At 43.4% G+C, this 14,484-nt stretch carries 14 protein-coding genes; 7 read left to right on the top strand and 7 right to left on the bottom strand.

The features are described 5' to 3' along the window. The first annotated feature begins 3 nt into the window (after nucleotides 1–3). The 7 genes from WC441_02100 (at nucleotide 4) to WC441_02070 (ending at nucleotide 5,838) form a co-directional block, all read left to right on the top strand. Nucleotides 4–447: a type II secretion system protein gene (locus tag WC441_02100; GenBank protein MFA5163300.1), complete on the top strand. Its 444-nt coding sequence runs from the start codon at nucleotides 4–6 to the stop codon at nucleotides 445–447. Next, entirely contained in the window at nucleotides 422–1,528 is a 1,107-nt protein-coding gene (locus WC441_02095) for a hypothetical protein (protein MFA5163299.1), read from the top strand. Before WC441_02100 ends, WC441_02095 begins: the two co-directional genes overlap by 26 nt. Nucleotide 1,529: 1 nt before the next feature. Beyond that, nucleotides 1,530–2,048, top strand: coding sequence for a hypothetical protein (locus tag WC441_02090; GenBank protein ID MFA5163298.1), 519 nt, complete (start codon nucleotides 1,530–1,532; stop codon nucleotides 2,046–2,048). Nucleotides 2,049–2,051: 3 nt separating this feature from the next. Beyond that, nucleotides 2,052–2,453, top strand: coding sequence for a hypothetical protein (locus WC441_02085; protein ID MFA5163297.1), 402 nt, complete (start codon nucleotides 2,052–2,054; stop codon nucleotides 2,451–2,453). An 83-nt stretch (nucleotides 2,454–2,536) separates the two neighbouring features. Next, on the top strand, nucleotides 2,537–2,980 hold the full coding sequence (locus WC441_02080) for a prepilin-type N-terminal cleavage/methylation domain-containing protein (protein MFA5163296.1): 444 nt from the start codon (nucleotides 2,537–2,539) through the stop codon (nucleotides 2,978–2,980). An 80-nt stretch (nucleotides 2,981–3,060) separates the two neighbouring features. Beyond that, entirely contained in the window at nucleotides 3,061–5,430 is a 2,370-nt protein-coding gene (locus WC441_02075) for an ATP-binding protein (GenBank protein ID MFA5163295.1), read from the top strand. Between the two features lie 18 nt (nucleotides 5,431–5,448). Continuing rightward, nucleotides 5,449–5,838 carry a response regulator gene (locus tag WC441_02070; GenBank protein ID MFA5163294.1) on the top strand — a complete coding sequence of 130 codons (390 nt, stop codon included), beginning with the start codon at nucleotides 5,449–5,451 and terminating at the stop codon, nucleotides 5,836–5,838. 41 nt (nucleotides 5,839–5,879) lie between these two features. Here WC441_02070 and WC441_02065 read toward each other — a convergent pair whose 3' ends face one another. The 7 genes from WC441_02065 to WC441_02035 form a co-directional block, all read right to left on the bottom strand. Then, nucleotides 5,880–6,287: a bacteriohemerythrin gene (locus tag WC441_02065; protein MFA5163293.1), complete on the bottom strand. Its 408-nt coding sequence runs from the start codon at nucleotides 6,285–6,287 to the stop codon at nucleotides 5,880–5,882. A 5-nt stretch (nucleotides 6,288–6,292) separates the two neighbouring features. After that, nucleotides 6,293–7,459, bottom strand: coding sequence for a PAS domain S-box protein (locus WC441_02060; protein MFA5163292.1), 1,167 nt, complete (start codon nucleotides 7,457–7,459; stop codon nucleotides 6,293–6,295). A gap of 8 nt (nucleotides 7,460–7,467) precedes the next feature. After that, entirely contained in the window at nucleotides 7,468–8,082 is a 615-nt protein-coding gene (locus WC441_02055) for a hypothetical protein (GenBank protein ID MFA5163291.1), read from the bottom strand. 2 nt (nucleotides 8,083–8,084) lie between these two features. After that, nucleotides 8,085–8,456 (bottom strand): response regulator, encoded by a 372-nt coding sequence (locus tag WC441_02050; GenBank protein ID MFA5163290.1) that lies wholly within the window; start codon nucleotides 8,454–8,456, stop codon nucleotides 8,085–8,087. Nucleotides 8,457–8,467: 11 nt separating this feature from the next. Continuing rightward, the gene (locus WC441_02045; protein MFA5163289.1) at nucleotides 8,468–10,654 is read right to left on the bottom strand and encodes an ATP-binding protein; all 2,187 of its coding nucleotides are present in this window, start codon (nucleotides 10,652–10,654) and stop codon (nucleotides 8,468–8,470) included. A gap of 88 nt (nucleotides 10,655–10,742) precedes the next feature. Beyond that, nucleotides 10,743–11,738, bottom strand: coding sequence for a hypothetical protein (locus WC441_02040; GenBank protein ID MFA5163288.1), 996 nt, complete (start codon nucleotides 11,736–11,738; stop codon nucleotides 10,743–10,745). Nucleotides 11,739–11,855: 117 nt separating this feature from the next. Next, complete coding sequence (locus tag WC441_02035; GenBank protein ID MFA5163287.1) at nucleotides 11,856–14,396, bottom strand: cation-translocating P-type ATPase; 2,541 nt, start codon at nucleotides 14,394–14,396, stop codon at nucleotides 11,856–11,858. Nucleotides 14,397–14,484 lie beyond the last annotated feature (88 nt).

Genomic DNA, 14,484 nt, shown 5'->3' with positions numbered 1-14,484 from the left:
AATATGCTTAGAAAGAACGCATCCGGCTTTACCTTGCTCGAAATTTTGTTAGTAATCTCCTTCCTGGCTTTTTTATTTGGCATTATGGCGCCCGTCTATAACCATTTCCAAACCAGGAATAACCTTGATCTAGCGACGCAAACCTTGGTTCAGGATTATCGTCGTGCGCAAGTCTTAGCGCGGACTATGGAGCTTGATTCTAGCTGGGGAGTATATGCTAACGCCACGAATTCCACCATCTTCAAGGGTAATTCTTATGCTGCCCGAGATAGCAACTATGACGAGCTTAAAGTCTTTCCCGGGAAGGTCGTCGCCAGCAGTACCACGGAAGTAATCTTCTTAAAAGCGACTAGCACGCCCGTAAGCGCCGCAACTACGACCCTCAAAAATCCCGATAATGAAGTCCGTTATATCCATATAAATGCCCAAGGAACAATATATTATTAAATCCGGCTTCGCATTGGTCGAAGTTATTTTAAGCGCCACGCTACTTCTGTTGCTGGCGGTTTTTGCGGTGAGAGCCTATCTCTACGGGGTTGAATCGATCGCTTTAAGCGGCAGCCGCCAGAGAGCCTTAGATTATGCTGAGGAGGGACTGGAGGCGGTACGCAATATCCGCGACTCCTCCTTTGATAATTTAAGTGTTGGCACCTATGGCCTCTCAACCAGTACTGGTCAGTGGGTCCTGACCGGTACAAGCAGTACTAATGGAGAATTTACCAGGCAAATCTCGATCGCTAGCGCTAGTACCAGCCGTAAAATCGCCACTTCGACCGTTACCTGGGCCCAGAATAGCCAAAGGAGTGGTAGTTTAAGCTTGGCAACCTATCTGGATGATTGGGCCAAAGTTTCCGTATCCGATATAAGTATAGTCGGTAGCGCTTCTAATCCGCCTGATAACGGGACTAAGGCTGGTCCGACTGTATCAGTGACACCACCCAGTGGTATGCAGGTTGGCGACGTGGCTTTAATAATAGCTAGCTATCGCGCTTCGGCCACCCTCTCCGTTTCCAATACCGGCGGACAGAGCTGGACCGCTCTCACCCAAGTCGCTAACGGCACTACCAATGTTTCCCGTATCTTCTATGCTGTCTATAACGGCAGCTGGTCAGCTGATCCCAGTATTACGGTCGGTTCAGGCACCCTAGGTTTAACAGTTGTTATGCATGTTTTCCGTAACGTCAATCCAACTAGCGTTTTGGATGTAGCTCAGACGGGTGGCACCTTCACAGCTCCGGCAAATCCTAGGAATGTGACTATTACCGGGATCAATACTAATACGGACGGAGCCATGGTCTTAGCGTTTTGGACTACGGGTGATGACAATTCCTGGGCCTTGCAGACTGCCGGCTGGGCTAATATTGGTTTAAGCCAGTATCGTAATCTGCAGGGTAATGATACTTCGATCTCTTCAGCCTACATCACTATTCCGACCGCTGGCGCTTCTGGTAACGTCATTAATCGCCAAACGGTCAACGGTGGTGATGCTGGAACGCGACACATCTTAGCCTTGAAGAGAAAACCTTAATATGTCTAAAAGGGGAAATTTAGAAAAAGACGCCTTCACTTTAATTGAGTTGCTTTTATATATCGGCTTAATGGGGGTTATTTTACTAATAAGTTCGCAATTTATCAATATAACCCTGAAGACTAAAGTCAAAGGCCAGCTTATTAACGAAGTCGAGCAGCAAGGCGACCAGATCACCTATCTGCTTAGCCAGAACATCAAGGCATCCAGTGCTATCAATTCTCCGGCAACCGGAACCAGTAGCACGACCCTTTCCCTAGCCTCAAACGACCCTGCCCGTAATCCAACCGTCTTCAAGCTGGCTAGCACCAGCTTAGTGGTCAGCTTCGCCGGCGGTTCTAATATAGAGTTAAATAATTCCCGAGTAAAGGCCAGCGATCTCATCTTTTATAATCTCAGCAATGCCTCCAGCACCGGTAGCCTCTCAGCCAGTTTTTCTTTGGGAATAATCGATCCATATAATCGTTCCGAGTATTCATATAGCGAAAGATTTAATGTGAGCGCTAGCCGGCGCTACTAAAATATGAAGAAATTAAACAGGCAAGCACCCGCTTATATCACTCTTATCAGCGTCATTATTACCGGGGCGGTAATTTTAGCTATTATCATTTTTTTCCTGGAAAGCGGCACTGGGGCGACTAAAAATAGCCAGGATAAGCTACAAGCTAGTCAAGCCCGGGCCCTGGCTAATGCCTGCGCAGAAGAAGCTTTACAAGCTATTCGCGATGACATTAACTTCACTGGCAGTGGCAGCTTGAATTTAGGGTCTCTAACCTGCAATTATCTCGTAACTAATAGCGGCGGCAGTAATCGCACAATTAACGCTAGTAGCACAGTGGGCAGTAATGTCCAAAAAGCTAGGGTTGTAATTAGCACCACCAGTCCTAAAATCCTAGTCACTTCTTGGGATGAAGTCGGAGATTAAATCGCTTGGCAAGCTTTTATTATCTATGCTATAATTTAGAAGTTAGGAATAAATAAATTTTAAAATAAAAACAACTAAAACTTATGAAAAAAACACAAGCCAAGGGCTTCACTCTTTTAGAAATTTTGTTGGTGGTAGCCGCGATTGCCATCCTAGCTGGTATCGTTATCCTGGCCATCAATCCTAATAAACAATTAGCTGAAACTAAAAACGCTCAAAGACGAGTCGACGTCAACACTATTTTAAACGCTGTCTATCAATATTCGATCGATAATAGCGGTACCATTCCGGCCGCCATCACCTCTTCTTCAACTGAAATTTGCGCCGCCACTTCTTCTTGCGGTAGTTTAATAGACCTAGGCGTCTTAACGACCAACGAAAAATATTTAACCTCTATCCCGGTTGATCCTAAAGGCGGCGTGTCAGCTACCGGTACCGGATATTACATCCTAAAAACCGCTAACAACCGCGTCACCGTGTCTGCACCTCAAGCTGAATCAGGGGCGACTATCACGGCCACCAGATAACTTTAAATATCAATTTAGCTCAATCGACTTCTCCGGTTCTTATCTGAGAAGTCGATTTATTAAAACCTAGCTGCCGTCTTATGAAATTTAGGAAAGCTCAAAATAAGATTATCTTTACGACAACCGTCTTACTGCTGGCGGCCGGTTTGATAGTTTCTGCCTTGATCGGTTTTGTCTCCTATCAACAGTCCTTGGTCAATAAGCAGGTCTATTTGAAAGATCTAGTCCATGAATACAGCCGTAATCTCGATATCTTAACCGATAGCTACCGCCAGCTAACTGATAAGTTGGCTAAAAATAAGAAAATAATCAGTTTCCTAGAGTCTAAGCAGGCCATAAACCAAAGCGAAATATTAGACACCTTGGAAGCGGCCAACCTAAACAATAATTATACAGCTATCTATCTGTTAAACCGAGATGGTTTAGCCCTAGTTTCGACTGATCCGTCTTTTACCGGCAACGATTACGCTTTCCGTGAATATTTCAAACAGGCTAGTCTGGGTAATTCTGGATTTGAGGCCGCTATCGGCGTCACCAGCCTCCTGCCTGGGTATTATTTTTCCGCCCCGGTTTTTGGCAGCCAAAATGAACTCCTTGGGGTCTTGGTCATGAAAATGAAGATAGAACCTATCCATGAGATATTGCAAGACGAGATAATCAGCAAGAACGGCCACATCATGCTGACTGATAAGGACGGGATTATCCTCTTCTCCGACCGTCCAGAAAGAACATATCAAAGCCTAGGGAAAATAGACCAAGCAACGATGGCCAGGATAAAAGAAGAAAAGAAGTTTTTAAATTTTGAAATCGAAGCCCTGCCCTATGACCCGGCCTACGAGATTATCAAAAGTCCCTTATTAGAACCGAAAATGGTTAATTTTTTTGATACGGCCGACAACGAAAAGGAGACTTTAACCATCTTCCGTCTGGCCCACTTGCCTTTATTCTTAGTTTTAGAAAGCGATAGCGAGGGTTTGATGATTTCAGCTTTCCAGATTGCCGGCATGTTTTCTCTTCTCATCATCTTGATTGTCATTTTGACGGATATTTTCCTGATTGTTATCATCAAAAAGAATCTTTGGCCCCTCAATAAGCTTAAAGACATGGCTAATGAGATAAGCTTGGGCAACCTAAATATCAAAAACAGTATAAACACAGATGATGAATTCGAGGAACTGGGTGAAATCATGGCTAAGATGTCGGAAGAACTCAAGAATTATTATTCCGACCTCGAAAACAGCATCTTAGAAAGGACGAAAGAGTTAGGAGAAAAAAATGCCCAGCTGGAAAACACTAAAAAAGCCATCTTAAATATTTTATCTGATGTAGAAGCTGAAAAAAATAAATCCTTAAACCTAGCTAATGATTTGGAAAAATTCAAGTTAGCCATGGATAACGCCTCTGATTACATGATTATAAGCGACGCCAATGAGAGGGTCGTTTACGCGAATAAGGGCATGGAAAAAATTACTGGTTATAAGATCAAGGAAGTTCTAGGCAAAAAAATCGAAGAGCTTTGGCGCCTGCCTCTAGCGCCGGAGTTAAAACAAAAGATGGATGAAGCCCTGTGTGTCCATAAAAAGCCTTTTGTCGGTGAGCTTAAAAACCATCGTAAAAACGGCGAGTTATATGATTCTTACGTGACTATTTCTCCTGTCTTAAATAAGAATAAAGAAGTAGAATTCCTAATCAGCGTTGCCCGCGATATCACTCAAGAAAAGAATATCGACCGCGCTAAAACCGAATTCGTTTCTCTAGCTTCACATCAGCTGCGCACCCCTCTCTCTAGTATCAATTGGTATGCGGAAATGCTCCTAGACGGCGATGCCGGCAAATTAAACAAAGAACAAAAGAATTTTGTCGAAGCGATATATAAAGGCAATCAACGGATGGTAGAGTTGGTCAATGCCCTGCTCAATGTTTCCCGTATCGAGCTAGGCACTTTCGCAGTTGAACCGGTGCCAACCGATTTTAAAGCAGTAGCTCAAAGCGTCTTAGAAGAGCTAAAGCCGATGATTAGCAACAAGAAGTTGAAGATAGAGTTTACTAGCGACTCTAAGTTAGGCCTAATCCCCGCTGATCCTAAACTGATTAGAATAGTGTTCCAAAACCTACTATCTAACGCGGCTAAGTACACCCCGGATAAAGGCTTAATCAAGATTAAAATATATCCAGAGGGTCAAAACCTAATGATCAGTGTCCAGGACAACGGTTATGGCATCCCTAAAGAGCAACAAGCAAAAATATTCGATAAGCTCTTTAGAGCGGATAATGTCAAAGAAAAAGACACGGAGGGCACCGGTTTAGGCTTATACATCGTTAAGTCGATAATAGAAGGCTCTCAGGGTAATGTCCGCTTTGAGTCTGAAGAAGATAAGGGAACTACTTTCTTCGTTTCCCTGCCTCTTAAGGGGATGATTAAAAAAACTGGCACTAAAACCATTGATTAATATAGTTAAAATAAAAATATGAACAATAAGATAAATATCCTGGTCGTCGAGGATGAGCAGGCGCTCCTGGAAGCAATCAGGATTAAATTAGAACAGACGGGCTTTTCAGTCGTCAGTGCCCGAACCGTCGAGCAGGCCTATTCCCTACTCTTAGATCTAAAAGATGTCAGAGCTATCTGGCTTGACCACTATCTTTTAGGCCAAGAAAACGGTTTAGATTTAGTGGCTAAAGTAAAAAACCAGCCAGAATTCAAGAAAATCCCGATTTTCGTGGTCTCTAATACCGCTAGCCCAGACAAGGTTAAGACCTATCTGAATCTAGGGGCGAGTAAATACTACACGAAGTCAAATTATCGTCTCGAAGAGATAATCAAAGACCTGAAAACTTACCTTAAGAATCCGGAATAAGAAAAAAGCCTCGTAACCCGAGGCCTTTTTTTAAATCAATCTTAACTCAAACCATGTTCATGAAAGCAGGTGACATACTTCCGGTCCATCGCCACTAAATGATCTAGCAGCCAGGACTCGAGGAAATCGATAATCTTAAATGAAGCTTGGGAATCCAACTCGGTTATTTGGGAAAATTCCCTGACCCTTTCTCTTAGTTTAGCGTGTTCCGCTTTATGCTCATCAGCTCCGGAAAAGTTGAAGAGGTCGAAATACTTCTCTTCCGTCGCAAAATGCTCATCGGCATAAGCGGCTAAACGGCCGATAAAAATGGCCAAGCTAGAAGAATCTGCCCGTTCAATCGTCGCTCGGTAAAGCTCATTTATTAAGGAAACGAAATACTGATGCTGCTTATCGATTTCAGCTATCTGTAAGAGATATTCATCCTTCCATTTGAAAAAGTCTTTCATAAATTTTAATTATTTTTAGCTTTTAAAGCCTTAAGTTCATTCTTTAGCTCTAACATTTTAAGCTCGCGCCCGACCATCGCCTGGCTCAGCTGCTCAAAATCTTCCTTTTGCTTAAGCAGGTCCATTTCCCTTGCTTTGCGTTGGGATATATCCCTAAAGACGCCGACAGCCGACCAGTGCTCAGAAAGGTATAAGGATGACAAGGAAAATTCCAAATATTTCTTAGTTTTGCCTTTCTGACCATATTCAGCTTCTAAAATCTTGTCGACAATAGCACTGCGGCCGAAAAAATTAAGCTTATCGACTTGTAAACACAGCTTCGGATCATACAGCTTATCCAGCTTAGCTAAATCGGAAAATTTCTGCCCTAAAGCTTTTTCCTCCGACTGTCCGAATAAGCGAACGGCGCCTCGATTCCAGAAATTGACCCGTCCCTCTTCGTCGACCATCACGATAGCGTCGGTTATAACATCAGTTATGCCTTTCAATTTTGATTCATTATTAAAGATATACTCGCGGGCTTGGCCGCGTTTTTTAAAATAGAGCCAGAATAATAGGAATAGAATATAAACTAAAGCCAAAATCAAAAGGCCTAATATCTGAGCCCGTCTGAGCTGGTTCTGGAAATAATGGTAATCAACATCCACCCCGAGAACACCCAAGATTTTCTGATCGCTAAAACTGCGGATTGGAGAAAAACGTGACAAGAAAGAGCCATATTCATCCGTATAAGCATCACTGACAGCAAACTGCCCTGATTTATAGACCTGTTCTATTTCTAGAGGCGGCTGTTCATAACTTATCCCAGGGGCGCTGTATTTAGATTCAGAGGGCAAGAAAGAATCCACTAAAAATATAACCTGGTCATCCATTATCTCCATGGCGTAGATAGAATCGATGCCTCGATTAGCGAAAGAGTCGCCTAGCTTGATCAGCTGATCTTTAAGACGGATATAATCAGGGTTAGCAAGCATCTCCTCGCTTGTCCCTTTTAAAGTTTTGAGCCTTTCCGGGTTTATCGCCGCTAAAGCGGTATCAGACACTTCTTCTAAGTTGGCGTTAAAATTCCTATATTCCCTATTTTCAATGGATATGAATAACAAAAAGGCGAGGATCAAGAAGGCTAAATTGATTACGATTAACCAAAAAGTATAAACTCTCGTTTTAAACATAAGACTGTTTATTTATTAACTCGGTCGCAGGCCAAACTGATAGTATTTTTAGTATCCTTTTCTACGCTTTTAGCGCAGAAATCGCCGCTCTTCAAGCGGCTTACCTGGCCGCCACTACAATCAGTAATACCAAAGCCATTTTGGCAAAACACCCTAAAAATCTTATCAGTCTGATCTAAAGATATAAGAACCCATTCTTTATTCGCCGACAGAACCTGGGCGCCATCGCGCTTGAAGACTTCCTGGTTGATTACCTTTAATCCCTGTTCATCCACGACCGAGATGACTGCTGAATACTGCTTGATTCCTTTCAAGTCAGCGGGTAGAACTGAATCCGGCTTTAATATTTCTTCCTTATCCTCTTTTGCTTCAGGTGTTACTTCGGCTTCAGTGCTGCTTGAAGTAGTACTAATGTTCAAGCTTATCTCCTCAGCCAGAATCTGGTCGCTATCTGTAGCCGTTTCGGGCGTCACAGGGCTTAGAACTACCTTATCCCCATTGCCCGGATCTAATGAAAAATTAACGACCAAGGCAGTCAAAAATAGGCTGGAAACAAAGATGAGGAAGATAGTGGTTAATATCTTAGGCCAATGGTTTGAGGGCTGCTTGGCTCTGGCTTTCATATTTAATTATTAAATTCTTTTTTGACCTCTTCGATAATCTGCGATAAGTCCCAATCGCTTTTGACTAGATAGCGGAAGACGGAGTGTTTCAGGGCGATCGATATCTTCTCTTCGTCACTAAAGTTGGTAAGCATGATGACTGACAGGTTTTTGCCCCATTCGGTCTTCCTTAAGGAAGCTAGCATGGTTAAGCCGTCCATCTTAGGCATACTAATGTCGCAGAGGATGAGGTCGGGCAGATTTTTTTCAGCCGCTTCCAGACCCTCGAAGCCGTCATGAGCCTCAAAAACCGTGAAATCTTCCTCCTCCAAGCTTGCCCTGAGGGCTTTAGCTAAACTCAGGTCGTCCTCGATAATAAGAATTTTTTTAGGCATACTTTTATAAGTTATTTTTTTATTTTTTTATTTATAGTATCTGGCAGACTGGGCAAGGAGAAAAAGAAAGTGGTTCCCTCTTGTTCGACTGATTCAAACCACATCTCGCCGCCATGAGCCCGGGCGATCTCCCGCGCTATATAAAGACCTAGGCCGGTACCATCGCTGTGCTGCAAGGAAGCGTTGCTGGCCCTAAAGAATTTGTTGAAAATCTGGTTTTGCTGGTCTTTAGGGATGCCTATCCCCTGGTCTTTGACCGAGAAGACATGGTTATTATCCTTATCTTTATTCCATAGTATCTTGATAGTGGTCTTATCTCCAGAATATTTAGTGGCATTAGAAATCAAATTCTGCCAAACCTGCTTGATCTTATCGCGATCAGCGAAGATCTTAAGTCCAGGATCAACTTGATTATCGATTATTAAGCCTTTAGTGCTGATTAAGAAGACGTTTTCCTTTAAGACTTCCTGGATGACGTCATTCAAACTGAATTCATTTTTAATAATATCGAATTTACGCCCGGTTTCAATATGGGAAACATCTAGAAGGTCATTGACCAGCTTAATCATCCTTTGGTTGCTGGCGCTGACCTGTTCTAAGAAATCCAGCTGTTTCGGGTTAAGGTTCTGTTCTTTATTCTTTAATAATAATTCCGTAAACCAGCGGATACCGGTCAAAGGGGTGCGCAATTGATGGGAGGCGATACCAATAAACTCGGTCTTGGCCTGGTCTAGTTTTTTTAAGGTCTCGTTCTGCTCCTGCAGCTGCTTGGTAGCTTTGTCGACTTCGCTTTTAAGCTTCAAGTTGAATTTGGTAACGCTTTGGTAAAGCAAGGCGTTTTCCAGGGAGATGGCAATTTCCGCCGCCACGCTTTCTAAAACCCTTAAATCCTTAATGTTATAAGCTTCACCAGATTCTTTGGGTCCGAACAACATCAAGCTGCTCAGTTTTTTCTGGTTGATCTTAATAGGCACGACAACCTCTATCTGCCAAGAATTAAGATAACTAACTAAGCCCTTATATTTGGGGTCATTAACTTTTTCCCAATTAGACAAGGCAATCGGACGGTTGTTGATAAAAAGGTCGCCGAGCAGCTTATAATCAAAATTGATCCGGTTAGTGCTGAAATCGAAATTCTGGTTATACAAGACCGGCCAATATTTACTCCTGGCTTCATAGCTGACCACTGCGATCATCTTGCTGTGGAAAGCTTGGCTCAAAAGGCTGATAGTCGATTGGAAGATCTGACTGATATCCAAGGAAGCCCGTAAGCGGTTATTAAGGCTATAGATGAGTTCGTTAAAATCGTATAGGGAGGAAAAGAAATACTTATTAGAGAAGCGGTAAAAATAGTTCTTGATCTGAAAAAAGACGGATAGGGCGAAAATGAAAACTACTAAGGAAGCGAAAAACAGGAAATGCGGGAAGTAGCGGTCGACATAGTAAAGGCAGATATAGATCGGGGCTAGGACGGAAACTAGGGATAAGAAATACACGAAATAACGGCGCATGATCAGCTTGATATCCATCAAACCGAAATAGGTGATGGCGTAGGCGATGATCAAGGAGAATATCAAAGGCGTCGCTAGAAATATCGGATAGAAAGGAATCAAATAAGCCGGCAAGAAAGCGGTGCCGCCGATAAAATCTAGGACGCTGAAGCCTAAGATGTAATAAAGGGTTCGCTTCCTTTCTAGATGGGAAGAATCATGCTTGTATTTCTTAATCAAATTATAAAAGAAAAGCAGACCATAAACCGCGAAGAAAGCTAAAAAAAAGTGATGTAAGAACTGGGCGCGAGTATGGGCGCCCCAAGTATAATAGAAGACATCTTTCACGAAATAGTTAGTCTGGCTTAAAATCAGGAAAGTTGGGGATAAAATATAAGCCAAGACTAATAAACGATGGCGCCGGCGATTAATGTAAGTCACCGCCAAGCTGAAATGGTATTGCAAAGCCGGCCAAAAAACGACAGCGGCATAAACGAAGCGATCCCAGGTGATAATCTGATGCTCTTGGGTACTGTTGAACATCATAAAACTGCCAATCACCCAATAATCCAAAATCAAGGTTAAAATAAAAAACAGCTTATTGACCAGCTTATGGCTGTTTTTTAGAACCACCAAGCTTAAGCTGATAATAAACCACAAACTAAGCAAAGAAAATATTTGCGGAAAAAGGCTATTGACTATGGCCATAAATTAATGACTGACTGATACCCATATTTTATCATTTCTTAGGAAAATAAAAAAGGGGCAGACTTGGCGTCTGACCCTTAAGGAAACTTTAAAACGGTATGAAAGCAATATTCTCCGGAGCGAAGAAATTGATGCGCGGAATGGCAATTTTTTCTTGACGCAGGTAATAGGCCAGGAAATCGCAATTTTCCTGGTTAACTTCGAAAAAGTTGAACTTTTTCAAGTCAACTCCGGCTTGCCGAGCGACCGCCAAGATGACTGCTTCGGCGAAACAGCCATACCAGAAGCCAACGCGAGGAAAGCTTAGGATTTGAGAAGGAAAATCATATTTGATATCCTCCAAGAAGAAGTCGCCGCCATCGAAGCGAGATACGCCCTCAGGTAGGGCCGCAAATACCGCCTGGTTAATACCTGGTGGTACAGCTACATCCAAGATGACTGCTTGCGGATTCAGGAATTTCCGGAAAGATTCAGGATCGATCTCGTATTTATGAGAACAGCTCAAAAATAACTTGATGCCCTTCGGCATTTTGTCCAGAGAATCGATGACCCGGATATCTTTAGGGAAACCGTTTTCACCCTGTTCGCTGATTAGGGTTACTCGCTTGCAACCCCGGCGTAAAAGATGTTCAATGGATTTCACCCCTAAAAACCCGGCTCCTAAACAGACGATCTCGTTCCGTGCCCGGTCGATATGGCCAGGCAAAAGATAATGGTCGAGTAAAGCCAGATAGGAAACCATCGTAGCGCTATCCCCGATAGAAAAAGTGATATCGGGGTACAGTTTTTTGATTTCGCTGCCAGTTTTACCCGGCAACCTTTTGGTCGAGGCCGTGAAACAAATCACTTTAACGCCTCGCTGAGATAAATATTCAACAGCTTTGAACAAAGCCTCTTTGGCTTTCGCCATGCCGGCTTTCTCCAGGATCTCATTAGGCTGGATGTCGAGGGCAATGATTTCACCTTGTAATTCTTTAAAGGAGAATTTTAAGGGACTGAAGAAACCATCGCGCGGTTCACCTAATTCAGCTATAAGGTCCTTCCGATTGTCCAAAGAGGTGCTGTTGGCTATGATTCCTATCATAGGCGATTCACTTTTTAAAGAGCTCATTTTTTCCCCTCCTATTTGTTTAATAATACAGGTTCTTATCTTACAATAATTAATTGATTTAGGCAAGTTTAAGTAAAATTAAGCAAAATATTATAATTTTCTCTTAAAAAACTTAAATATCTCAAAGATGAGAGCGGGCACAAGTGCCAAAGACGCAATCCAGGTCCAATGGCTGAAGCCGAAAGGCTCAAAGGAAAAAATCGAAGCGACCGAAGGACGATAGACCGCTAAAAACAAGCAAATAAGGGCCAAAGAGATGATTGGCCACAAGAAACGATTCTTGTTGAATAAGGTCGTTAATAAGCTTTCTGACCAGGAGCGGTTAACGAGGATTAAAAATATATTGGCAAAGATGAGGGCCGAAAAAGCGGCCGCCCTGGTTTCGCTAGCGCCCCAAGACAAACGGATAGTGAAATAATAAACCAAGAGGACGATCAGGGCTATGCTGAAACCTTGGACGAAGGATATCAAAAGATTGCCCCGATTTAACAAGGAACGGTGAGAATCCCTGGGCGGGCGGGACATTAAACTGTCGGCTGGCTTCTCGGCCTCAAAAACCAGGGAGCAGACCGGATCGATGATTAATTCCAAAAACATGATATGGACTGGAAAGAACAGTAAAGGCCAGCCCAAAATGATCGGCACTAGCGCTAAGATGGCAATCGGTAAATGAATGGCCACTGAATAGACGATAGCTCGCTGCAAATTATCAAATATTCTCCGCCCCTCCTTGACTCCGCTGACTAAAGAAGAAAAATGATCATCCAGTAGAACTATTCCACTAGCCTCCCGAGCGACATCGGTCCCACGGGCACCCATCGAGACGCCAATATCAGCTGATTTAAGAGCTGGGCCGTCATTGACGCCATCGCCGGTCATGGCGACGATATGTCCGGCGGCCTGCAAGGCATCGATTATCTTAAGTTTATGTTCCGGCATCATCCGGGCAAAGACATTGCTTTCATTGATTTTCCTGGCTAAGGCCTTGTCATTAAGTTGGGCGAAGTCTTCCCCGCTCAAAACCGTTTTGTAATTAGCTAGGCCGATCTGTCCGGCAATCGTTCTCGCCGTTTCCGGGTAATCGCCAGTAATCATCTTCACCTGGATACCGGCTCGATAGCATTCCTTGATCGCTTCTGCTACGGTCGGCCGGACCGGGTCCATAAAACCGAATAACCCCAAAAATTGCCACTTAAAATCATGGATTCCGCCATTATTTTGAGCTTCTTTAGCGTGGGCTACGCCCAAGACCCGAAGCCCCGAACGGGCCATTTTTTTAATTATTAACTGATAACTCTTCAGCTCTTCTTCTTTTAAATGGCTTAATTTGAATATATCTTCCGGCGCGCCCTTAGCATAAGCGCTTAAGTTGCCTTTTTCCTGCCAGAGATTAGTCATAACCAAGAAATCACTGGATAAAGGAAAGTCTTGCTTCAATTCCAGGCCTTTATAGATATCTTCATGGAAAAGCTGTCGTCGGACTAATTTGATAGCCTTCTCTAAAGGATCAAAAGTATCTCGCCGGCTTGATAAGGATCCAGCTTTTATGATTAAGCGGAAAGCTTCTGATTCAGCCAAAGCTGGGAGATCAGCTCGGTCTTTTGACAGGTCTATCATCTTATCGGCGGATGACAAGAAAACGGATTCTAATTTCATCTGATTCATGGTGATAGTCCCCGTCTTATCAACGCAGAGCATAGTTACTGCCCCCAAGCTTTCGACCATGCTTAGCTTCCGGACTAAAATCTGATGATGTGACAGGTGCCAAGCGCCGATCGATAGGAAGATAGCTAAAACCACTGGGAATTCTTCAGGCAGAATAGACATCGCTAGCGTCAAACCGGATAGGAAACTCGGCAAAAATCCGCGACCAGCCAAAAAATTCAAACCGATAACCGCCAAGCATAAAATAATCGCTACCACCAAAACATATCTAACCAGATGATGTAAATCGTTTTGCAAGGGAGTATTTTCCCTCTCCACTTCATCTAATATCTTGCCGATCCGACCCATTTCCGTCTGCCGCCCGATTGCCTTGACTGTAAATAAGGCTTGCCCGGAAACGACCATGGTGCCGGAATATACGAAGGGGCTGTTTTCTCCCTGAGGCTCAAGCATCTTCAAATCTTTCTTACCTAAAGTCTTATGGACCGGCACCGACTCGCCGGTCAGGAGAGATTCGTCGACCATAAGGCCTTGGTTCCAGAGTAAGACGCCATCGGCTGGCACCCGATCCCCTTCTTTTAAAAAGATCAGATCACCCCGGACTACTTCCCGCCCGGCAATCTGCAGATAAGAACCATCACGCCAAACTAGGGCTCTAGGACTGGCTAGAGATTTTAAAGCGGATAAGGCTTTTTCCGTCTTATTTTCCTGATAAATAGTAATGAAGATGATGATAAATATGGAAAAGGCTAAAACCAGCGATTCTTTCTTGTCTCCGGAGATTAAATAGATAGTCACGCAGGCCAGAAGTAGAAGGATCATCGGTTCCTTCAAGATATCGCCGATAATCATCAAAAGCCGACGCTTTTTTTCCGTTGGCAATTCATTATAGCCCTCGGACTCAAGCCTCTTGGACGCCTCCTGGCTAGACAGACCGCGGAGATTATCGGGCAAGAATAGATTCATAAATATATTTCATTAGATTTCGGTTATATTATACTAAATTAGGAAACAGGTGACAATTATATAAATAGAAAAACCGCCTTTTTCTGGC

The organism is Patescibacteria group bacterium (genome assembly GCA_041651355.1).
Classification (GTDB): Bacteria; Patescibacteriota; Patescibacteriia; order Patescibacteriales; family UBA12465; genus JAPLVX01.
Note: the sequence above shows the minus strand (reverse complement) of the source record. Positions and strands in the feature narration are given on the sequence as shown.

What these genes read in the sequence shown, in the direction of transcription:
- WC441_02075 (MFA5163295.1), top strand. Translation starts at nt 3,061, where the DNA reads ATGAAATTTAGGAAAGCTCAAAATAAGATTATCTTTACGACAACCGTC.
- WC441_02040 (MFA5163288.1), bottom strand. Translation starts at nt 11,738, where the DNA reads ATGATAGGAATCATAGCCAACAGCACCTCTTTGGACAATCGGAAGGAC.
- WC441_02080 (MFA5163296.1), top strand. Translation starts at nt 2,537, where the DNA reads ATGAAAAAAACACAAGCCAAGGGCTTCACTCTTTTAGAAATTTTGTTG.
- WC441_02085 (MFA5163297.1), top strand. Translation starts at nt 2,052, where the DNA reads ATGAAGAAATTAAACAGGCAAGCACCCGCTTATATCACTCTTATCAGC.
- WC441_02090 (MFA5163298.1), top strand. Translation starts at nt 1,530, where the DNA reads ATGTCTAAAAGGGGAAATTTAGAAAAAGACGCCTTCACTTTAATTGAG.
- WC441_02070 (MFA5163294.1), top strand. Translation starts at nt 5,449, where the DNA reads ATGAACAATAAGATAAATATCCTGGTCGTCGAGGATGAGCAGGCGCTC.
- WC441_02100 (MFA5163300.1), top strand. Translation starts at nt 4, where the DNA reads ATGCTTAGAAAGAACGCATCCGGCTTTACCTTGCTCGAAATTTTGTTA.
- WC441_02045 (MFA5163289.1), bottom strand. Translation starts at nt 10,654, where the DNA reads ATGGCCATAGTCAATAGCCTTTTTCCGCAAATATTTTCTTTGCTTAGT.
- WC441_02060 (MFA5163292.1), bottom strand. Translation starts at nt 7,459, where the DNA reads ATGTTTAAAACGAGAGTTTATACTTTTTGGTTAATCGTAATCAATTTA.
- WC441_02050 (MFA5163290.1), bottom strand. Translation starts at nt 8,456, where the DNA reads ATGCCTAAAAAAATTCTTATTATCGAGGACGACCTGAGTTTAGCTAAA.
- WC441_02065 (MFA5163293.1), bottom strand. Translation starts at nt 6,287, where the DNA reads ATGAAAGACTTTTTCAAATGGAAGGATGAATATCTCTTACAGATAGCT.
- WC441_02055 (MFA5163291.1), bottom strand. Translation starts at nt 8,082, where the DNA reads ATGAAAGCCAGAGCCAAGCAGCCCTCAAACCATTGGCCTAAGATATTA.
- WC441_02035 (MFA5163287.1), bottom strand. Translation starts at nt 14,396, where the DNA reads ATGAATCTATTCTTGCCCGATAATCTCCGCGGTCTGTCTAGCCAGGAG.
- WC441_02095 (MFA5163299.1), top strand. Translation starts at nt 422, where the DNA reads ATGCCCAAGGAACAATATATTATTAAATCCGGCTTCGCATTGGTCGAA.